Consider the following 19,915-nt stretch of genomic DNA (forward strand, 5'->3'; position numbering starts at 1 on the left):
GGGTGCGCATTGCTACACTTCCGGCCTGATTCCCCAGCCCCGGAAACACCCGCCCATGCCGAAGTCCCCGAGCCTCCCCCTGCTCGCCTGCGCCCTGCTCGCAGGTGCCGCCAGCGCCCTCTCCACCCCGGCCCTGGCCCTGGACCCGGCAGATCGCGACGGAAACATCGCGGCCTGCACCGACTTCTACCAGCATGCCAATGGCGGCTGGCTCACCCGCCACCCGGTTCCGGCCGGGCGCGGCAGCATCAGTCGCTTCGACCAGCTCAAGGCCACCAGCCTGCAGCAGCAGCGTGAGCTGCTCGACGGCATGGCCGTGGACGGCGGTGGCAGCGAGGCGATGCTGGCGACCTTCTGGCGCGCGGCCTGGACGAGGCCGGAATCGAGGCGCAGGGCGCCCGCCCGCTGGCCCCGCTGCTGGCGAAGATCGACGGCATGCGACGCCCGCGCGACGTGGCCGACACGATCGCGGCGCTGCATGCGGCAGGCATGCCGGTGGCATTCAACTTCGGTGCCGACATCGACCTGGCCGATTTCGGGCAGACCATCGCCTACGCCACCCAGGGTGGGCTGGGCCTGCCCGATCGCGACTACTACCTGCGCGAGGACGCCGAGGCCCGCGCCCTGCTGGGACGCTATCGCGGCCATGTGCAGCGCATGCTGGCGCTGACCGGCGTGCCGGCCGACCAGCTGGCCGAGCAGTCCGGCCGCGTGGTCGGCATCGAGATGCGCCTGGCGGCCGGCTCGCTGGGCCTGGTGGAACTGCGCGACCCCTACCACAGCTACAAGAAGCAGGCGCTGCGCGACCTGGACCGCCGCTACCGCAACCTGCGCCTGCGCGAGTTCACCCGGGCCCAGGGCCTCGGCAGCCTGGAATCGGTGTCGCTGGCGCACGAGGCCTACTTCCAGGCGCTCAACGAGCTGGTCGGTGGCGTCGACGTCGAGCACTGGAAATCCTACCTGCGCTTCCACACCGCCAATACGCTGGCACCGCACCTTTCCCAGGACTTCCGCACCGCGCATTTCGACCTCTATGGCCGCCTGCTGGCCGGTCAGTCCGAGCCCGCGCCGCGCTGGGAGGAGGTGCTGCGCACGATCGACGCCTCCGTCGGCGACGCGCTGGGGGCAGGCCTACGTGGCCCGTCACCTCAACGATGCCGACCGCGAGCGCGCCGAGGCCGTGGTGATGGCGGTGCGCGACCAGCTGGCCGCGGGCCTGCAGTCGGCCGCCTGGCTGGGCGCCGAGGCGAAGGCCGCGGCCGCCGAGAAGCTGGCCACGCTGCGGGTGGAGGTCGGTGTGCCCCGTCATTGGGCCGACTTCAGCGGCCTGGCCCTGACGGGCGACAGCTACGCCGCGCATGTGCTGGCGGCCGCCCGTTTCCGCCACGAGCAGGAGCTGGCGCGTGTTGGCGGCACGACCGAGCTGCGCTGGCCGGTGCCGACCCAGCTGCCGGACATCGGCTACGACCTGGCGCTGAACCGGTTGACGGTGACGGCGGCCCTGCTGCAGGAGCCGGTGCTGAGCAGCAACGGCGACGCGGCGGTGGATTTCGGCGCCCTGGGCACGCTGGCCGGCCAGCAGCTGACGCATGCGGTCGACGACAAGGGCCGGACGATCGACGGCACCGGGCGCTTCAACAGCTGGTGGTCGGAATCCGACCGCGCCGGTTTCCAGCAGCGCGTGGCGCCGCTGGAGGGCCAGTACGACGGCTTCAACGCGATCGACGGGATCATGGTCAGCGGACGCGTGACCCGCGACGGCAACGTGGCCGACCTGAGCGGCGTGGAACTGGCCTGGGCGGCCTTCGATGCCAAGCACGACACGGCTGCCGGTGTCATCGAGGGCCTCAACCCGGCCCAGCGCTTCTTCCATGCCCAGGCCCGCGTGTGGCAGCGCAACTACCGGCCGGACGAGCTGAAGATGCGCCTGGCCTCGGAACCGCAGGCGCCGGCCAAGTTCCGCGTCAATGGCCCCTTGATGCACCAGGCGGCGTTTGCCGAAGCATTCTCGTGCGCCGATGGCAGCGCCATGGTGCGCCCAGCCAGTGACCGGGTGGTGCTGTGGCAGTAATGGAGCAGGCGCACCGCGGATCGGAGGATTGCTGAGTGGCGGCACAGGAATTCCGGCCCGGGCAACGCTGGTTCAGCACGGCCGAGCCCGAGCTGGGGCTGGCCACGGTCATGCGGACCGAGGGCCGCAGCGTGCAGGTGGTGTTCACCGCCTGCGGCACGGTCCGCGCCTATGCCATCCAGGCCGCCCCACTGGTGCGGGCCGCGTTCCGGCCCGGCGACGGCATACGGATCGACGGCCAGGAACTCCGTGTGGACCGGGTGGAAGCCGAGGATGGCTTGTTGACCTACCACTGCGGCGAGGCCGTGCACCGCGAAGGCGAACTCGATGCCGACCAGCCGGTGTCGCGTGCCGACAGCCGGCTGCTGTCGGGGCGGGTGGATCGCGGCGACCAGTTCGAGCTGCGCCTGGCCCTGCTGACGCGCCAGGCCGCGGCCCGGGCCAATCCCGGCTGGGGCGTGCTGGGTGCCAGGATCGAGCTCATCCCGCATCAGTTGCGGGTGGCCGAAGTCGCTTCGCGACGGCGCCCCCCGCGGCTGCTGCTGGCCGATGAGGTGGGCCTGGGCAAGACGATCGAAGCCTGCATGATCCTGGCCCAGCAACTGGCCGCCGGGCGCGTGCAGCGCGCGCTGGTGTTGGCGCCGGAAAGCCTGGTGCACCAGTGGTTCGTCGAGCTTCGGCGACGCTTCAACCTGGCGTTCGCGATCTACGATGGCGAACGCTGCGATGCGCTGGAACACGCCGCGCCCGAGCGCAATCCGTTCGAGGAAGACCAGCTGGTGATCGCCAGCACTGACTGGCTGGCCGGCGACGAGGCGCGTGCCGGACATGCCCTGGGTGCAGGCTGGGACATGCTGCTGGTCGACGAGGCACACCACCTGGCGTGGACGCCGGGTGCCGGCGGTGCCAGCCCGGCCTACGCGCTGGTGGAGTCGCTCGCCGCGCGGGTCCCTTCCCTGCTGCTGCTGACCGCGACGCCGGAGCAGCTGGGCATGGCCGGGCACTTCGCCCGCCTGCGGCTGCTCGACCCCGACCGCTACCATGACCTGGAAGCCTTCCAGGCCGAGGCTTCGCGCTTCCAGGAGCTGTCCCGGACCGTTGACGCACTGCTGGAAGGCAAGGCACCCGACGCAGCGCAGCGGGAAACGCTGCTGGCCGTGCTGGGGAAGGAAGCCCAAGCGCAACTGCCCGCGTTCGACGCGCTCACTCCGGAGGCCGCCCAAGCCCTGGTGGATGCCCTGATCGACCGTCACGGCACTGGGCGGGTCATGCTGCGCAACCGACGCGATGCGATCGGCGGTTTCCCCGCTCGGGTCGCGCACGTGCGGACCCTGCCTGCCGATGCGGACGAGGTGCTGCAGCGGCGCCTGGCCGCGGAGTTCGCCCACGACGTGGGTTGCAGCGAGGACGAGCCCGAACACGACTACTTGCGTGACCCGCGGCTGGAATGGTTGCTGGAAACCCTCGATGCGATCGCTCCGGCGAAGCTGCTGGTGCTGTGCCACAGCCGCGCGAAGGTCCAGGCCCTGGAGGAGGCGCTGCGGCACCGCAGCCCGGTGCAGGTGGCGCGCTTCCACGAGGACATGACGCTGCTGCAGCGTGATCGCAACGCTGCCTGGTTCGCCGCGCCCGACGGTGCGCGGGTGTTGCTAGCCAGCGAGATCGGCGCCGAGGGGCGCAACTTCCAGTTCGCCCAGCACCTGCTGCTGTGGGACCTGCCGCTGGACCCGGACCACCTCGAGCAGCGCATCGGCCGCCTGGACCGCATCGGACAGCCCGGCGACGTGAACATCCACGCCGCGGCCCTGGAGGGCAGCCCCCAGCACGCGCTGTTGCGCTGGTATGCCGAAGCGCTGGGTGCCTTTTCCGGCGTGGTCGCCGACGGTCGCGAGCTGATGCATCGGTTCGGCGGCGAACTCAGCAGCCTGGCGCTCGAAGGTCCACGACCCGAGGCACTCGACGACCTGCTGCAGCGCAGCCGCAGCGAGCACCGGGCGCTGGCCGAGCGCATCGCCCAGGGCCGCGACCGGCTGCTGGAGCTGGCCAGCCAGCGCGGCACCGGGGGCGACGTGCTGATGGACGCCCTGCGCGCCGACGACGAGGCCGCGCGCGAGGACGACTTCCATCTGCGCCTGCTCGAGGCTTTCGGCATCCACCACGAGGACCATGGCCAGGGGCTTTGGCGCCTGGACCCGGAGTACCAGGCGATCGAGGGCTTCGAGGAGCTCAAGGGCGGGCCGCGCATGGCCTGCTTCGACCGCAGCCTGGCCCTGGCGCGCGACGACCTGCTGTACCTGCGCGCCGACCATCCGATGCTGCTCTCGGCCGCCGAGCTGATGCTGTCGAGCGAAGCCGGCAACGCGGCCTTCCTGGTCGATGAACTGCCGCCACGCACGGTGTTCCTGGAGGCGGTATTCGTGCTGGAGTGCATCGCGGCGCGGGCCATCGATGCGTCGCGCTTCCTGCCGCCACAGCCGCTGCGGGTGGCCGTGGACACCCGCATGCAGCCCCGCCCGGAGTTCCGTCCCAGCGAGCGCGCGCTACGACGTGCGGGCGAGCGCGGCTTCGACCTGGAGCCACAACGCAAGATCCTGGGCGCGCTGGTGCCACCCATGCTGGATGCCTGCCGCAAGCAGGCCGAGCAGCTGGGTGCACAACGCGCCGCGGAGGCCAGTGCGGCGGCGAAGCGGCAACTCGATGCGGAACTGGATCGGCTGCAGGCGCTGGCCGGAGTCAACCCGGCGGTCGGTCCGGCCGAGATCCAGGCCCTTGCAGCGGAGCGGGATGCGCTGCTGGACGCACTGCCGCGCTCGCGGGTGCGGCTGGACAGCCTGCGCCTGGTGGCCGGTCCGGATTTCCTGAGCCTGCGCCGCTAGACGGTGCAGGCCCGCCCCCGCGCCGCGCTCAGCGGCGTGGCGGCCAACCCCCACCACGGCGCCGGAACGGCCAGCGGCCGCGCCAGTACTGGATCAGCCCGAAGCCGAAGAGCATGCCGCCGAGGTGGGCGAAGTGGGCGATGCCGGCCGCAGTACCGGTGATGCCCATCAGCAGGGTCAGCGCGCCGAAGACGATGACCAGCGTGCGGGCCTTCATCGGGATCGGCGGGAACAGCAGCATCACGCGCTCGTTCGGGAACAGCATGCCGTAGGCCAGGAGCAGGCCGAACACGCCGCCCGAAGCGCCGATGGTGGGATACGGGCCGGCACCCTGGCTGACCGCATAGGTGGCCACCAGCAACTGGATCAGGCCAGCACCAATGACGCAGGTGAAGTAGTAGACGAGGTAGCGGCGCTGGCCCCAGGTGTACTCCAGCCGCGAGCCGAACATGAACAGCGCCAGCATGTTGAACAGCAGGTGGGCGAAGCCACCATGCAGGAAGCCGTAGCTGACCACCTGCCAGGGCAGGAAGCCGACGCTGAGCCGGGCCCCGTCGGCGGCGACGCCTGCAGCGTAGTCACCCAGCGGCCAGAGCATGAAGTTGTAGAACGCGGGGTTGCCCAGGGCAAGCTGCAGCAGGAACACGAGGCCATTGACGATCAGCAGCGTGCGGGTGATGGGGGGCAGGTTGTTGAGCATGCGGGCTCCTCGATTCCAGCGGACATGATACCGACTGGCTCCGCCCTGCCCACCCTTCGGGTCATCCGGAAGTGGGTCGCGCCGCGGGGCCCCACACCAGCTCATCGAGGTCGTGGGCGGCGCCCGCCGCCGCACCCTGCCCTCCTCGACCACGTGGCCTTCGGCGCGCAGCCGCGCAACCTGCTCGGCGTGGCCTGCGCTTCCCGCCGGCAGGCCGATGCGGCCGTCGGCACGCAGCACGCGGTGCCAGGGCAGATCCGGTGCGTCCCCGGCTGCCAGCGCACGCGCCACCTGCCGGGCATGCCCCGGGCGGCCGGCGCGACGCGCCACCTGGGCGTAGCTGAGCAGGTGTCCGGGCTGTATCGCGGCGACCACGGCGTGCACGGCGGCCAGCCACTCGGGCGTTATCCTCGTCACGGGGCTAGCATAGCTCCACACCCCCCGAGGAGGAGCCCATGGACGACTTCGAACAGATCCGCGACTACGTGCGCGACGGCTATACGGTGACCGCCAACGAGCCCTACGTGGTCTGCCTGGAACTGTCGCTGGAGCGGGGACGACGCCACCAGGCCCTGTTCCTGTCCGAACTCGAGGACGAGGACGGCCACCGCTTCCTGCGCGTGAGCACGGTCATCGCCCCGATGACCGGGATCGATGCGAAGAAGGCGCTGCGCTTCAACTGGGAAAGCCGCGTGGGCTACCTGGCGATGAGCACGCTGGACGACGTGCCCTACCTGCAACTGTGCGAGAACCGCCCCTATGAAGGGCTCAGCGCGGCCGAGGTGGACCGGCTGATCCTGGAGATCGGCGGCATGGGCGACCGCATGGAGCGGGTGTTCTCAAACGGTGGCGACCTGCTCTGAGGCGGCGCGCCACCGCGCCCGCGGCAGCCCTAGAGCACCGCGCGCAGGATGAAGAAGAAGATCACCGACAGCACCGCGCCGGCGGGCACGGTGACCAGCCAGGACAGGAAGATGTTGCGGATCACGGTGAGGTTGATCGCCGAGATACCGCGGGCCATGCCCACGCCCAGCACCGCACCGACCAGGGTGTGCGTGGTCGAGATCGGCAGGCCGGTGCTGGAGGCCAGGACGATCGTCGAGGCCGCCGCCATTTCCGCCGCGAAGCCGCGGCTCGGGGTCAACGCGGTGATCTGCTCGCCGACGGTGCGCATCACCTTGCGGCCATAGGTGGCCAGGCCGAGCACGATGCCGCCACCGCCCAGCAGCAGCACCCACGGGGAGACCGCCGTGCGGCCCTCGACAACGCCGGTGCTGGCCACGGAGATGACCGCGGCGACCGGGCCGACGGCATTGGCCACGTCGTTGGAGCCGTGCGCGAAGGCCATGGAGCAGGCGGTGATGACCATCAGCACGCCGAAGATCTTCTCGACCGTGGCGAAGCGGAACTTGCGGTCGGCATTGGGATCGACCTGGATGCGGTTGATCACCAGCTTGCCGATCACGGCCACGGCAACGGCGATCGCGGTGGCGAGGAGCAGGTTCTGCTGCGTGCTGAGGTTCAGGCCGACGTGGTTGAGGCCCTTCATCAGCGTCATCATGGTGATCATGAACGCGGCGAGCAGCATGTAGATCGGGACATAGCGCCGTGCGCGGTCGATCGGATCCGGACGGTCCAGGATCAGCGCCTGCACGGTGCGGAAGATCAGGAAGGCCATCGTGCCGGCCACCAGCGGCGAGACCACCCAGCTCATGACGATGGTGCCGACCTGGCCCCACTTCACCGCCTCCATGCCGATGCCGACCGCGGCGAAGCCGACGATGGCGCCGATGATCGAGTGGGTGGTCGACACCGGCCAGCCCATCCGGGTGGCGATATTGAGCCAGACAGCCGCGGCCAGAAGCGATCCCAGCATGCCGTAGATCATCAGCTCCGGCGTGTCGGCCATCAGGCTGGCGTCGACGATGCCGCTGCGGATCGTCGAGGTGACGCTGCTGCCGGCCAGCACCGCGCCGGCGAACTCGAACACCGCCGCGATGATGACCGCCTGCTTGAAGCTGATCGCCTTGGCACCGGTCGAGGTGGCCATGGCGTTGGCGACGTCGTTGGCACCGATCGCCCAGGCCATGTACAGGCCGAAGACTGCGGCCAACGCGATGTAGATGGTCATGTATTCCATGGGTCAGCCCCTCAGCGCGCGAGCATGCGCTGCAGGCGGCTGCCCACGCGCTGGGCATAGTCGCCCACTTCGCCGATCCACTCGATGGCCTGGTACATGAAGACCACGTCCACCGGCGGCAGCTCCTTCTCGCGGGCGAAGAGCGCGGCGCGCACCTCGGCCTGCAGCTGGTCGGTGTCATCCTCGATCGCATCGAGCTGGTCGATCATCTCCTCGACCAGTTCGACCTCCGCGCCCCGGAAACCGGTCTCGAAGAGCTCGTCGAGTTCGTTGACGCTGCGCTCGGCCTGGTCGACAGCGTCGACACAACGGCGCACCAGCTTCATCAACGCGTCGCCCACCTCGGCCGGAAACGACATGCGGCGGCCGATGACGATGCCGGAGACATCCTTTGCGGTGTTCGCGACACGGTCCTGGACCATCAGCAGGTCGAGCAGGTCGGCCCGGGCCACCGGCATCCACAGGTTGTCGGGCAGGTTCAGGCGCACGTCCTTCTTCAGGTCGTCGGCGGACTGCTCCTTCGCCACGATGCGCGAGCGCGAGGCCTCGACTTCCGCCCAGTCCCCCTTCAGCACCGCCTCAATGAAGGGCACCAGCTCGCGCGCGCAGGCCGCCGCTTCGCGAAAGTGCTTCTGCAGCGGTCGGACCGGCGAACGGCCGAAGAGATTGGCGACGAAACTGCCTGCCATGATGGCTTTCCCCTGGATGGACTGACCGTGCCGGCTGACACGAAGCTGTCATTATCGGGGTAAACGCCTGCCATGTCAGCGGTGCAATGATCACGCCATTGCCGATGCTAAGCGGGCATAAAGGCTACGGCCGCCAACCTGCATCGAACATGCCTTCCCGAATCACCACCAAGAGTCTGCTGGACGCGATCGCCGACACCGCCCCTCCGGGTGGCGTGGCGCTGGGTGAACTGCTCGAGGAGTTCCGCCAGCGCGCGTTCGGCCTCGGCATCCTCGTCGCGTCGCTGCCGCTGTTCGTGCCCCTGCCCATCGGCACGGGGGCGATATCCGGTCCGCTCATCGGGCTGCTGGGGCTGCAGCTGATGCTGCTGCTGACGAACCCGTGGCTGCCGGGCTTCGTGGCGCGCCACCGGATCGGCCACGACAGCCTGCAACGCATGCGTACACGGCTCGGGCCGTGGCTGGCACGGCTCGAGCGCGTCAGCCATCCGCGACTGCAGGGCCTGATCCACCGCGGGCCGGCCAGCATCTTCACCGGCCTGATGCTGGTGGCGGTGGGGATCCTGGCAGCGCTTCCGATTCCCTTCACGAACTATCCGTTCGGCCTGCTGCTGGCGTTGTTCGCGATCGCGCTCATCGAGGAGGATGGCGCGCTGATGCTGGTGGCCTGGGTGTTGTCGCTGGTGGCGATCGTGGCCTCGGTGATGCTGTCCAACGAGCTCTACCAGTTCCTGGTCGGCGTGTTCGGCTGAAGCTGCCGCCAGGGCCCCGGGCTCAGGTGCTCAGGCGGCGGGTCAGCTCGTGGCCGTGCATCGGGCGGCCCAGCCAATAGCCCTGCGCCAGGTCGCAGCCGCGCTCGCGCAGCATCGCGTACTGGCCCTCGTGCTCGACGCCCTCGGCAATGACGGTGATGCCCAGCGAGTGGGCCATCGCTACGATCGCCGTGGTCAGCGCCAGGTCGTCGGGGTCGCGCAGCATGTCGGCGATGAAGCTGCGGTCGATCTTGACGCCGTCGACCGGCACGCGGCGCAGGTGGCTGAGCCCGGAGAAGCCGGTGCCGAAGTCGTCCAGCCACACCTTCGGGCCGATCGAGCGGATGCGCGCCAGCAGTGCGCTGGCCTGGGCTTCGTCGCCCAGTACCGCGGTTTCGGTGAGCTCCAGGTGCAGGCGCTGCGGTGGCAGGCCCGATGCACTCAGCACCTCGGCAACCGCCTCGGGCAGGTCGCCGCTGCGCAGTTGCCGTGCGGAAATGTTGACCGACACGAAGGGAGGCTCGCTGCCATCGCCGCGCTGCCAGCGCGAGGCGTCCTCGCAGGCGCGCTGCAGCGCATGCCTGCCCAGGCGGTCGATGATGCCGCTTTGTTCGGCGATGTCGATGAACACCGACGGGGGGATGTTGCCCAGCGTCGGATGGGCCCAGCGCAACAGGGCCTCGGCGCCGACCAGGCGCCCATCGGCAAGGGCGTAGACGGGCTGGTAGCACAGGCTGATCTCACCCCGCTCCCAGGCGCCGCGCAGGTCGTGCTCGATCTGGACCCGCCGCTCCACCGCCTGGTCCATCGCCCGGCTGTAGAAGCGGTAGCAGTTCTTGCCGGCCACCTTGGCCTGGTACATCGCGATGTCGCCGTTCTTGAGCAGCATCGCGGCGCTGGTGGCATCGAATGGATACAGGGTGATGCCCACCGAGACGCCGAGGAAGACATCGCGGTCGTTGATTCGCACCGGGTGCTGGAGGTCGGCGATGATCGAGTCCGCCAGGCGGCTGGACAGGCTGCGCACGTCGTTGGCCTGCACCAGCGCGACGAACTCGTCGCCTCCGAAGCGGGCCAGCTCGGCCTGGCCGCCGCCGATGCGCACGGCCGCATCGCGCACCCGGGCCGCGAACTGGGTCAGCACCATGTCGCCGGCATCGTGCCCCAGCGTGTCGTTGACGCGCTTGAAGTCGTCGAGGTCGATGAACAACAGCGCGAGTTCTCCGCCGGTCGCCTGCAGGGACAGGATGCGCTGGTCGAGCAGTTCGCGCAGGGCCAGGCGGTTGGGCAGGCCGGTGAGCGCATCGCCGTAGGCCATGCGCCGGATGTCGCGGTCGTGGCGGGTGACGCTGTCGCTCATGCGCGCGAAGGCGCGGATGAGATCGCCGAGCTCATCGCTGCGCGCGCTTTCCAGCGAAACCTCCGCGTAGCGCCCCTGCTCGACGAACTGCGCCGCCTCGGCCAGCCGCCGTATGGGCCGCACCAGGCCGAGCGACACCAGCAGGGAAAGACCGAGCGCGAGCATCGCCAGCAAACCCAGGAGTCCAAACAATCCAAGCGCCTGGCGTCGGCTCGCCGCGGCCATGCGCTCGTCCAGCCGCACTTGCGCGGCCGCGCTCTGCTCCCGGAGCGCCGTGAGCGACAGTCCCACGCGCACGCCACCAAGGCGGTCATTGCCCAGCATCACGGGATGGGTGAAGTCCAGCAGCTGGTCGTCGGACTGCTCGAGCGGCCCCCGCGCCTGCACCGCCTGCTCGGCGAACCGGTCCTGCATCGGCTGGCCATAGGTGGCGATGGCCCCGGAGCCGTCGTGCAACACCTGGCCGAACTCGTCGAACACCAGGACGTAGGCCACGTCGGGCTGGGTGAGGACCGATGCAGCGACCTCGCCGATGCGTTCGAGGTCGAAATAGTAGAGCGAATTGGTGACCGATTCGGAAAGCTGCAGGGCCAGGGCGGAGCCGCGGCCGCGCAGTCCATCCACCACCAGGTCGTGCATCGATTCGGTGCTCAGCTCGCGGACCTGACCGAAGCTGCTGCGCTGCTGGGTCCACAGCCCGGCCACGATCAGCCCGGTGAGCACCAGCGCCACTCCGATCACCACCATCAACCGTCCCTGGAGTCCGATCTTCATCGCTACTCCATCTCGTCGCGGATGCGCTGAATGCCGGCTCGAAGGGCTTCAAGCTGTTGCCTGATCTCGGCATCGACCTCGATGAAGCGCGTGGTGTCGAAGAAGGCGCGCAAGGCGGGCCCGGCCTCCGGGTCGTCGGCGGCGGCAAGCAGCAGCTCGCGCAGCCGGCGCTCGACCTGCGGATCGATCCCCTCGCGCACCAGCTCCAGTCCGCGCGGGACCGGGCCGGACTCGGCGACGATGTGCAGCGAATCCTCCAGCGCCGGCGCACGCACCAGGATCTCCGCCCAGTCCAGGTTGCTGACCGCCCCGGCATCGACGATGCCCTTCTCGACCCAGGTGGCGATGTTGAACTCGGTGCGCGCGAACACGTAGCCCACGCTGTCGCGCGCCGGCGTGTCCAGCGGCGAGATCATCACCTCGGGCTGCAGGCCCGCCTCCAGCAGCATCATCGCCGGCACGGTGTAGGCACTGGTCGAGGCCGGACTCTGGAACGCCACCGCCCGGCCGGCGAGGGAACCCAGGTCGTGCACGTTGGAGTCACGCCGGGCAAGGAAGATCGTGCGGTAGCTGGCCACGCCGGTGCGCTCGGTGGCCAGGAGGACGCGCGCGTTCGCCCGATCGATGAGCGTGACCGCCATCGCCGGGGTCTCGGTGACCCAGTCCACCCGGCCGCGGCGCAGGTGCGCCTGCATCTGCTGCACGTCGCGCGCCATGAGGATGCGGCCCTCGCGGATGCCCACGTCGTGGAGCCGGGGCACCAGGTAGTCCAGAAGGGGCTGGAGCTGGTCGTAATGTCGCCTGGGGTCGTCGCTGATCCGGCCCAGGACCAGGACGTCGCGCTCCTGGGCCAGCGAAACCGCAGGCACGGCCAAGCCGGTCGAGAGGACCATCACCAGCAATAGGCCGGACGCGCTGCCGGCAAACCTCGACCACATACTCGCTCCTGCGACGGCGCGACCGCCCCCCTGGCCGCCTCCATCCGGCGAGCCTACCCGATTCACCCGGGGCGGTGAATGCCGGCGAGGCGCGCGATGCGCTGCATGTCGGCCAGGATGCCCCGGATGATGCGGACCTCACGCTCGTCCGGGGACGCGCGCAGGAACAGCCGCCTGAGGCGACGCATCACCGTGGCGGGCGAACGGCCCTTGTGGAAATCGATGTCGTCCAGCGTCCGCAGCAGGTGGTCGAACATGCCCTCGAGCTCGGCGTGGGTGGCCGGGGGGGCCGCGCGCTCGATCCCGGCAGCGTGGCTGCCCGGCGGCGCGGCCACCGGCGCGGCACGGAGAGCGCCGCCCTGCGCCTCCAGGGCCGCCAGGCGCAGCTCGTAGGCCAGCACCTGCACCGAGGCCGCCAGGTTTAGCGAACTGAACTCCGCCACCGAGGGAATGTGCACCGCGGCCTGGCACAACTGCAGCTCGTCGTTGCTCAGGCCGGTGCGCTCGCGCCCGAACAGGAGCGCCACCGGCCCCTCCAGGCTGGCCTGGTGCAGTTGCAGGGCCGCCGCGCGCGGGCTGAGCTCGGGCATCGGCACGCTGCGGCTGCGGGCGGTGCAGCCCATGACCAGCCGACAGTCGGCCACGGCCGAGGCCACGTCGGCGTGGATGCTGGCCGAAGCCAGCAACCCGTCGGCCCCGGCAGCCAGGGCCGTGGCCTCCGGGTGGGGCATCTGGGCTTCCGGTGCGACCAGGGCCAGTTCGCACAGCCCCATCGTTCGCATCGCGCGCGCCGCCGAGCCGATGTTGCCGGGGTGCTGGGTGCCGACCAGGACGATTCGCAGCTGCGACATGAATAACCTCGACGCTTCCGGCGAGCCCAGGGGCCCTCCGGCTGTTAGACTATGCGGCTGCCGCCAGCGGTGGCAGCCCGTTCTTTATCCCCGCCAAGCGATTGGACAGCCGCGCATGCAAAAGCCCGCCGTCAACCTCATGGTCAAGGCCGCCCGACTGGGTGGCAACGTGATCCTGCGGCACATGAGCAAGCTCGACAGCCTCAACATCGTCGAGAAGTCCCGCCAGGACTACGCCAGCGAGGTCGACTCGCTTGCGGAGAAGGAAATCATACGCGAGCTCAAGCGGGCGACGCCCGACTACGCGTTCCTGGCCGAGGAGAGCGGGCAGAAGGGCAATTCGCGCTACACCTGGGTCATCGACCCGCTCGACGGCACCTCGAACTACCTTCGCGGCCTGCCGCACTTCTGCGTGTCGATCGCGCTGCTCGAGGACAAGGAGCCGATCCACGGCGTCGTGTTCGACCCGCTGCGCAACGAGTTGTTCACCGCCAGCAAGGGCGCCGGCGCGGTACTCAACGACAAGAAGATCCGCGTGGCCGAGCGCAAGGACCTGGAAGGCGCCCTGCTGGTGACCGGCTTCGCGCCGCGCGAGCGCCGGCGCGTCGGCCCCCACCTGGAAACGCTGCGCGGCCTGCTCGACACCGCCGAGGACATCCGCCGCACCGGTTCGGCGGCCCTGGACCTGGCCTATGTGGCCTGTGGCCGCGCCGACGCCTACTTCGAGGCGGGGCTGCAGCCCTGGGACATCGCCGCCGGCGTGCTGCTGGTGCGCGAGGCCGGTGGCACCGTCAGCGACTTCCGCGGCGGCACCGATTTCATGCAAAGTGGACGGGTCGTGGCCGGCAACCTGAAGATCGCCGCGGCACTGCAAAAGTCGCTGGTGTCCACGGGGTACACGCGCGCCTTCGACTGACCGCGGTGCACGCGCAACCGGCATGACGCTTGCCCGTGCGGTATGGTGCCGCCGGGACCGAAGCAGGACGCCGCATGCACACACCGCTCTGGCTGGCACTCGCCCTCCTCGCCCCGTCGCCCGAACCCCACGCCGGGCCCGCGCCGGCGATCCAGCGCATCGAGTTCGAAGGCAACCGCGTGACGCGCGAGGTGGTGCTGCTGCGTGAGCTGGACCTGGCGCCAGGCGACCGCGCCGACCCCGAACGCATCGAGGGCGGGCTGCAGGCGATCCGCGACCTGGGGCTGTTTCGCGAGGTGTCGGCCGAACAGGTCGAGGCCCCGGGCGGGGTGGTGCTGCGGGTGCGCATGCGCGAGAAGCGCTACCTGCTGGTGCTGCCACGGGTCGATGTCGATGATGAACTCGACTACAGCTACGGCGTGCAGCTCAAGCGCGCCAACCTGTTCGGGCTCAACCACAGCATCGACCTGCTGGCCGATACCGGCCGCTACGACGCCGACCGCCTCCGCCAACGCGAAGACCGGATGCGCCTGACCTGGGATGCCCCGTGGCTGTTCGGAAACTACGGCCTCAACACCAGCGTGGAGCAGTCCGACCGCCTCGCTCCGGTCGAGGCCGGGGACTATCGCGAGGAGATCCGGCGCGTGCAGGTGCTGGTCACCCGTGATTTCCGCGACAACCGACCGCGTGCGGGCTGGGTCGGGGGCGCGGGCGTGTTCCATCGCAGCCAGAGCACCCGCGGACCCGATGCCCCGCCAGACGACGGCACGGCCAACGCGCTGGTGGGTTGGGGACGCTACGACGACGTGCGCTTCCACAACTACTCCGAGACAGGCCGCAGCCTCGACATCCGCCTGGAACTGGCCCACGAGGGCTGGCTTTCCGACTACGGCTACCGTCGCGTCGACGCGACCCATGTCGAGCGCCTGGCCATCGGCGAGCGCGAGCACCAGAACCTCAACTTCATCACCTCGGTGGGCTGGATGGGCGGCGGTCCGCGGCGTCGCGATGCATTCGACCTGGGCGGTGCCTCGCGCCTGCGGGGCTATGACTCGGACTACATCCAGGGCCAGCGCATGGCCTATGCCGGCGTGGAGTACCTGCGCCCGGTGTTCGGGCACGACTGGTGGCGCCTGCTGGCCGTGGCCGAGGTCGGCGCGACCGGGGGCAGCGTCGAGGACGCGCGCTCGGGGGGGCCCTACGCCAGCATCGCCCTGGGCACGCGAATCCGCCTGCCGTGGTTCGTCAACGTCGAGCTGGAGTTCGGCGTGGCCCAGCCGCTTCGGGGCGGCGACGGGCCACGGTTCTTCCTGCGCGGGAACTGAAGCTTACGGACGCGCGGCGAGCTCCTCGTCGTCGCGGGTCTTGGGCATCAGGTCCTGCTTGCTGACGCCCAGCGTCAACAGCAGCGGCGTGGCGTAGAAGATCGTGGACAGCGTGCCGACCACGATGCCGACGATGAGCGCCAGCGCGAAGCCCTGCAGGGTCGGGCCGCCGAAGAAGTACAGCGCGGTCACCGTCACCAGGGTGGTCAAGGACGTCATGATGGTGCGCGACAGGGTGGTGTTGATCGCCTTGTTGAGCACCTCGACCGGCGTCTTGCCGCGCGTGGAGCGGAACAGCTCGCGGACCCGGTCGAAGACGACGATCTTGTCGTTCACCGAGTAGCCGTCGACCGCGAGGATCGCCGCCAGCACCGCCAGGTCGAAGTCCAGGCCCAGGATCGCGAAGACACCCAGGGTGACGATGACGTCGTGCAGTTCGCCGACCACGGTGGCGACGGAAAACTTCCATTCGAAGCGCATCGCGATGTAGATCATGATGCCGGTGAGCACCACGAACACCGCGACGATGCCGTTGTAGGCCAGTTCGCGGCCCACCTGTGGCCCGACGAACTCGCTGCGCTGGACGGTCACCTGGCTGCCGTCGGCGCGCAACGCTTCAAGCACCATGTTGCCGACCGCGGAATTGCGCGCATCCAGCGTCGACTCCGCATCGGTCTCGATGCGGCCGCGACCTCCTCGGCCAGGTCCGGCGCGAGGCGGATCGAGAAGTTGGTGGAATCAAAGCGCTGCACCAATGCGCCCCGGATGCCCGCGGCTTCCAGCGCGCCGACCACGGTGGGCTGCTCGACCGATTCGCCGTAGGTGACCTCGACCAGGGTGCCACCGGTGAAGTCCAGCGCCAGGTTCAGGCCCTTGGTGGCGATGGCGATGATCGAGCCGATCATCAGGAACACCGCGATCGCCATCGTCACGCGGCGTACCCGCATGAAGTCGACGTTGGAGTTGGGGTTGAAGAATTCCATCGTGGCTAGTGTCCTGTCAGCGCGTCAGACCGAGATGGCCTGGAGCTTGCGGCGGCGGCCATACATCAGCGTGATAAGCGCGCGGCTGAGCGTTACCGAGGTGAACATCGAGGTCAGCACGCCGACGAACAGCACCACGGCGAAGCCACGGACCGGTCCGGAGCCGAACGAGAACAGCGCGATGGCGGCGATCAGCTTGGTGACGTTGGAATCGAGGATGACGACCCAGGCGCGTTCGTAGCCACCCTTGATCGCCGCCACCGGGGAGTTGCCCAACCGCAGCTCCTCGCGGATGCGCTCGCCCACCAGAACGTTGCCGTCGATCGCCATGCCCAGTGTCAGCACGATGCCGGCGATGCCGGGCATGGTCAGCGTGGCGCCGACGACGGACAGCACCGCACCGATCAGCAGCAGGTTGGTGAACAGCGCGATGACCGCGATGACGCCGAACATCTTGTAGTACACGATCATCAGCGCGCACACGAGGATGAAGCCCATCGTGATCGCGCGGATACCCGCGTCGATGTTCTCCTGGCCCAGGCTGGGGCCGACCACGCGCTCCTCGACGATGTCGACCGGTGCGGCCAGTGCGCCGGAGCGCAGGAACAGTGCCAGGTCGGCGGCTTCGCGCATGCTGCCCAGGCCGGTGGTCTGGAAGTTGCGGCCGAAGACGCCCCGGATGTTCGCGACCGAGATGACCTCCTCGCTGATGCGCGTGGTGCGCACCTCCTCGCCGTCCTGCATCCTCGTCTCGGGAATGCGCTCGATGAACACGACGGCCATGCCCCGGCCGACGTTCTGGCTGGTGAAATCGAGCATGCGCGAGGCGCCGGCGCTGTCCAGGGTGACCGACACCGACGGCGTGCCCGATTCGGTGTCCAGGCGCGAGGTGGCGCCGATCAGCTGGTCGCCCGAGGCGATGACGCGCCGACTCAGCAGCACCGGCACCGGATTGCCGTCCGGGCCCAGCTCGCGGCGGTAGTACACACGCGCATCGGGCGGCACGCGGCCGGTACGGGCGGCCTCGTACGGGTCGCCGTCGACCACCGCGCGGTACTCCAGCGTGGCCGTGCGCCCCAGGACGCCTTGGCCTGCGCAGTGTCCTGCACGCCGGGCAGCTGCACGACGATGCGGTTCGCACCCTGCCGGGTGATGATCGGCTCGGCCACGCCCACTTCGTCGATGCGGTTGCGCAGCGTGCCGATGTTCTGGTCGAGCGCGCGGTCGATGATGTCGCGCATCTCCGCGTCGGTCATGCGCGCCATCAGCCGCCCACCCTCGGTGGCGCTGGCCTGCTCGAGCACCAGTTGCGGCATGTCGCGCGAGACCAGGCTGCGCACGCGACCCAGGTCGGCGGCGTCGCGAACCTGGATGTCGATGCCATTGGCGGTACGCGCCACCGAGGCGACCGCGATGCCGTTCTCGCGCAGCAGGTCGCGGATCTGGTCGGCGAAACCGGACTCGGAACGCTCCAGCGCCGCCGCCTCGTCGACTTCCATCAGGAAGTGCACGCCGCCCTGCAGGTCGAGGCCGAGCTGCAGCGGGGTGGCCCGGATCGCGCGCATCCAGCCGGGCGTGGTCTGGGCCAGGTTCAGCGCGGTGGTGTAGGCCGAACCCAGCTCGCTGCGCAGCAGGTCGCCTGCGCGGATCTGCTCGTCGGGATGGCCCAGCCGCACCAGCGCCTGCTCTCCGGTGATCTCGACCGACTCGTACGGCAGGCCCGCCGCCGCGAGGACGCCCTCGACCCGCTGCACCAGTGCGGCATCGACGCTGCCGCCACGATTGGCGCTGATCTGGACCGCGGGATCCTGCGGATACAGGTTCGGCGCGGCGTAGATGAAGGCGAAGATCACCACCAGGACAACGATGGCGTACTTCCAGCGGGGAAATTCGAGCATGGGCAATCAGCCACTGGCGGCCGCGGACGGCCGTGGGTTTAGGGACGAGTCAAGCTGTGGGGGCGGATCAGGCGGACTTCAACGTGCCCTTGGGCAGAACCGTCTGGATCGCGCCACGCTGCACCTTCACCTTCACGCCTTCGGCCACTTCGACGGAGACGAACGCGTCGCCCAGCTCGTCGATGCGACCGGCCAGGCCGCCGCCGACGATGACTTCGTCGCCCTTGGCCAGCTTGGAGACCATTTCGCGGTGTTCCTTGGCGCGCTTGGTCTGCGGTCGGATCAGGAAGAACCAGAACACGACGAAGAACAGGATCATCATGATCGGCAGCGACCACGGGCTCTGCTGCGGGGCCGCAGCGGCGGCGTGGGCGGGGGCGATCAGGAGGTCGAGGAAATTCATGGGCGTCACTCTTTCCGGGAAATTCGGTGGCAAACGAAGTGCGGCAGTATGCCACGCGACCAGGGCGCCCGCATGGGCCGCAAGGCCCGGGTGGCGCGAACTCAGGCGGGCACACCCTGCGCAAGCCGGGCATGGAAGGCCTCGCGGAAGGCCTGGAAGCTGCCGGCCTCGATCGCCGCGCGGATGTCGGCCATCAGTCGCTGGTAGTGACGCAGGTTGTGCTGGGTGGCCAGGATGTTGACCAGCGGCTCGCCGCAGCGCTCCAGGTGGCGCAGGTAGGACCGGGTGAAGCCCTGCCCGCCCGGGCCACCGGCGCAGGCGTGGCAGTCGCAGCCCGGCTCGATGGGCCTGAGGTCGTCGCGGAAACGGGCGTTGCGGATGTTGATCGGCCCGTTGGCGGTGAAGAAGTGGCCGTTGCGTGCATGCCGGGTCGGCATCACGCAGTCGAACATGTCGATGCCGCGCGCGACCGCCTCGACGATGTCCTCCGGCCGGCCCACGCCCATCAGGTAGCGCGGCCGGTCTTCGGGAAGCAGCGGGCAGGTGTGCTCCAGCGTGGCGTTGCGCTCGGCCTCGGGCTCGCCCACGGCCAGGCCACCCACGGCATAGCCGTCGAAGCCGATGTCGACGAGGGCACCGGCAGAGCGCGTGCGCAGGCCGGGATGCACACCGCCCTGGACGATGCCGAACAGGGCGGCGTCGTTGCCTTCATGCGCGCGCCTGCTGCGCTCGGCCCAGCGCAGGCTGAGCTCCATCGACTCGCGCGCGACCGCCTCGGTGGCCGGATACGGCGTGCACTCGTCGAAGATCATCACGACATCGGAATCGAGCACCTTCTGGATGTGCATGCTCTCCTCCGGCCCGAGGAACACCTTGGCACCGTCGACCGGCGAGGCGAAGGTGACACCGGCCTCGGTGATCTTGCGCCGCTGCGCCAGCGAGAAGACCTGGAAGCCACCGGAGTCGGTGAGGATCGGGCCATCCCAGTTGTTGAAGCGGTGCAGGCCGCCGTGCGCGCCGATCACCTCCAGCCCGGGCCGCAGGAACAGGTGGAAGGTGTTGCCGAGGATCATCTCCGCGCCGACCTCGTGCAGGTCGCGCGGGGTCATCGCCTTGACCGAGCCGTAGGTGCCCACCGGCATGAAGGCCGGCGTCTGCACGGATCCGCGCGGGAACTCGAGCCGGCCACGACGGGCCACGCCGTCGGTGTGGGTCAGGGTGAACTGCAGTCGGGACATG

18 protein-coding genes and 2 pseudogenes are annotated in these 19,915 nt (G+C 69.6%); 7 read left to right on the top strand and 13 right to left on the bottom strand.

Annotation, left to right across the window (positions count from 1 at the left end):
- Positions 1–55: 55 nt before the first annotated feature.
- From FU658_RS16100 to rapA, 3 genes and pseudogenes are all read left to right on the top strand, one after another.
- Positions 56–1,059, top strand: a pseudogene (locus FU658_RS16100) (M13 family metallopeptidase); the annotation flags it as partial.
- Positions 1,034–2,071 carry a M13-type metalloendopeptidase gene (locus FU658_RS11990; protein WP_147892296.1) on the top strand — a complete coding sequence of 346 codons (1,038 nt, stop codon included), beginning with the start codon at positions 1,034–1,036 and terminating at the stop codon, positions 2,069–2,071. The pseudogene FU658_RS16100 and the gene FU658_RS11990, both read left to right, overlap by 26 nt.
- A 35-nt stretch (positions 2,072–2,106) precedes the next feature.
- Positions 2,107–4,947, top strand: a complete 2,841-nt coding sequence (gene rapA, locus FU658_RS11995; protein ID WP_147892297.1) for an RNA polymerase-associated protein RapA — start codon at positions 2,107–2,109, stop codon at positions 4,945–4,947.
- A 28-nt stretch (positions 4,948–4,975) separates the two neighbouring features.
- Here rapA and FU658_RS14845 read toward each other — a convergent pair whose 3' ends face one another.
- The gene (locus FU658_RS14845; protein WP_222708444.1) at positions 4,976–5,647 is read right to left on the bottom strand and encodes a rhomboid family intramembrane serine protease; all 672 of its coding nucleotides are present in this window, start codon (positions 5,645–5,647) and stop codon (positions 4,976–4,978) included.
- A gap of 61 nt (positions 5,648–5,708) precedes the next feature.
- Positions 5,709–6,040 (bottom strand): annotated as a pseudogene (locus tag FU658_RS14850) (MGMT family protein).
- Between the two features lie 62 nt (positions 6,041–6,102).
- Between FU658_RS14850 and FU658_RS12005 the strand changes: the two are divergent.
- Positions 6,103–6,510 (top strand): hypothetical protein, encoded by a 408-nt coding sequence (locus tag FU658_RS12005; protein ID WP_147892299.1) that lies wholly within the window; start codon positions 6,103–6,105, stop codon positions 6,508–6,510.
- A 29-nt stretch (positions 6,511–6,539) separates the two neighbouring features.
- Here FU658_RS12005 and FU658_RS12010 read toward each other — a convergent pair whose 3' ends face one another.
- Together FU658_RS12010 and FU658_RS12015 are read right to left on the bottom strand one after the other, a co-directional pair.
- On the bottom strand, positions 6,540–7,787 hold the full coding sequence (locus tag FU658_RS12010) for an inorganic phosphate transporter (protein WP_147892300.1): 1,248 nt from the start codon (positions 7,785–7,787) through the stop codon (positions 6,540–6,542).
- A gap of 11 nt (positions 7,788–7,798) precedes the next feature.
- On the bottom strand, positions 7,799–8,476 hold the full coding sequence (locus FU658_RS12015; RefSeq protein WP_147892301.1) for a TIGR00153 family protein: 678 nt from the start codon (positions 8,474–8,476) through the stop codon (positions 7,799–7,801).
- Positions 8,477–8,625: 149 nt separating this feature from the next.
- Here FU658_RS12015 and FU658_RS12020 point away from each other — a divergent pair, with 149 nt between their 5' ends.
- Complete coding sequence (locus FU658_RS12020; protein ID WP_187266093.1) at positions 8,626–9,228, top strand: exopolysaccharide biosynthesis protein; 603 nt, start codon at positions 8,626–8,628, stop codon at positions 9,226–9,228.
- Between the two features lie 22 nt (positions 9,229–9,250).
- Here the strand turns inward: FU658_RS12020 and FU658_RS12025 are convergent, their stop codons facing one another.
- The 3 genes from FU658_RS12025 to FU658_RS12035 form a co-directional block, all read right to left on the bottom strand.
- The gene (locus FU658_RS12025) at positions 9,251–11,362 is read right to left on the bottom strand and encodes a putative bifunctional diguanylate cyclase/phosphodiesterase (protein WP_147892303.1); all 2,112 of its coding nucleotides are present in this window, start codon (positions 11,360–11,362) and stop codon (positions 9,251–9,253) included.
- 2 nt (positions 11,363–11,364) lie between these two features.
- On the bottom strand, positions 11,365–12,300 hold the full coding sequence (locus tag FU658_RS12030) for a phosphate/phosphite/phosphonate ABC transporter substrate-binding protein (protein ID WP_147892304.1): 936 nt from the start codon (positions 12,298–12,300) through the stop codon (positions 11,365–11,367).
- Between the two features lie 62 nt (positions 12,301–12,362).
- On the bottom strand, positions 12,363–13,151 hold the full coding sequence (locus FU658_RS12035; protein ID WP_147892305.1) for an RNA methyltransferase: 789 nt from the start codon (positions 13,149–13,151) through the stop codon (positions 12,363–12,365).
- Between the two features lie 115 nt (positions 13,152–13,266).
- Here FU658_RS12035 and FU658_RS12040 point away from each other — a divergent pair, with 115 nt between their 5' ends.
- Positions 13,267–14,067: an inositol monophosphatase family protein gene (locus FU658_RS12040; RefSeq protein WP_147892306.1), complete on the top strand. Its 801-nt coding sequence runs from the start codon at positions 13,267–13,269 to the stop codon at positions 14,065–14,067.
- 74 nt (positions 14,068–14,141) lie between these two features.
- Positions 14,142–15,392 carry a POTRA domain-containing protein gene (locus tag FU658_RS12045; protein ID WP_147892307.1) on the top strand — a complete coding sequence of 417 codons (1,251 nt, stop codon included), beginning with the start codon at positions 14,142–14,144 and terminating at the stop codon, positions 15,390–15,392.
- A gap of 3 nt (positions 15,393–15,395) precedes the next feature.
- Here FU658_RS12045 and secF read toward each other — a convergent pair whose 3' ends face one another.
- The 6 genes from secF to tgt all read right to left on the bottom strand — a co-directional run bounded on the left by secF (position 15,396) and on the right by tgt (position 19,914).
- On the bottom strand, positions 15,396–16,019 hold the full coding sequence (gene secF / locus FU658_RS15480) for a protein translocase subunit SecF (RefSeq protein WP_255505582.1): 624 nt from the start codon (positions 16,017–16,019) through the stop codon (positions 15,396–15,398).
- On the bottom strand, positions 15,980–16,375 hold the full coding sequence (locus tag FU658_RS15485) for a hypothetical protein (protein ID WP_255505583.1): 396 nt from the start codon (positions 16,373–16,375) through the stop codon (positions 15,980–15,982). The genes secF and FU658_RS15485 overlap by 40 nt, the downstream gene beginning before the upstream one ends.
- Before the next feature lie 24 nt (positions 16,376–16,399).
- Entirely contained in the window at positions 16,400–17,422 is a 1,023-nt protein-coding gene (gene secD, locus FU658_RS15760; protein WP_321167748.1) for a protein translocase subunit SecD, read from the bottom strand.
- Positions 17,308–18,273, bottom strand: a complete 966-nt coding sequence (gene secD / locus FU658_RS15765) for a preprotein translocase subunit SecD family protein (RefSeq protein WP_321167749.1) — start codon at positions 18,271–18,273, stop codon at positions 17,308–17,310. The genes secD (FU658_RS15760) and secD (FU658_RS15765) overlap by 115 nt, the downstream gene beginning before the upstream one ends.
- Before the next feature lie 67 nt (positions 18,274–18,340).
- Positions 18,341–18,676, bottom strand: a complete 336-nt coding sequence (gene yajC, locus FU658_RS12060) for a preprotein translocase subunit YajC (RefSeq protein ID WP_147892308.1) — start codon at positions 18,674–18,676, stop codon at positions 18,341–18,343.
- A 101-nt stretch (positions 18,677–18,777) separates the two neighbouring features.
- Positions 18,778–19,914, bottom strand: coding sequence for a tRNA guanosine(34) transglycosylase Tgt (gene tgt / locus FU658_RS12065; RefSeq protein WP_147892309.1), 1,137 nt, complete (start codon positions 19,912–19,914; stop codon positions 18,778–18,780).
- Position 19,915 lies beyond the last annotated feature (1 nt).

Source organism: Alkalisalibacterium limincola, from assembly GCF_008017755.1.
Lineage (GTDB): Bacteria > Pseudomonadota > Gammaproteobacteria > Xanthomonadales > Xanthomonadaceae > Alkalisalibacterium > Alkalisalibacterium limincola.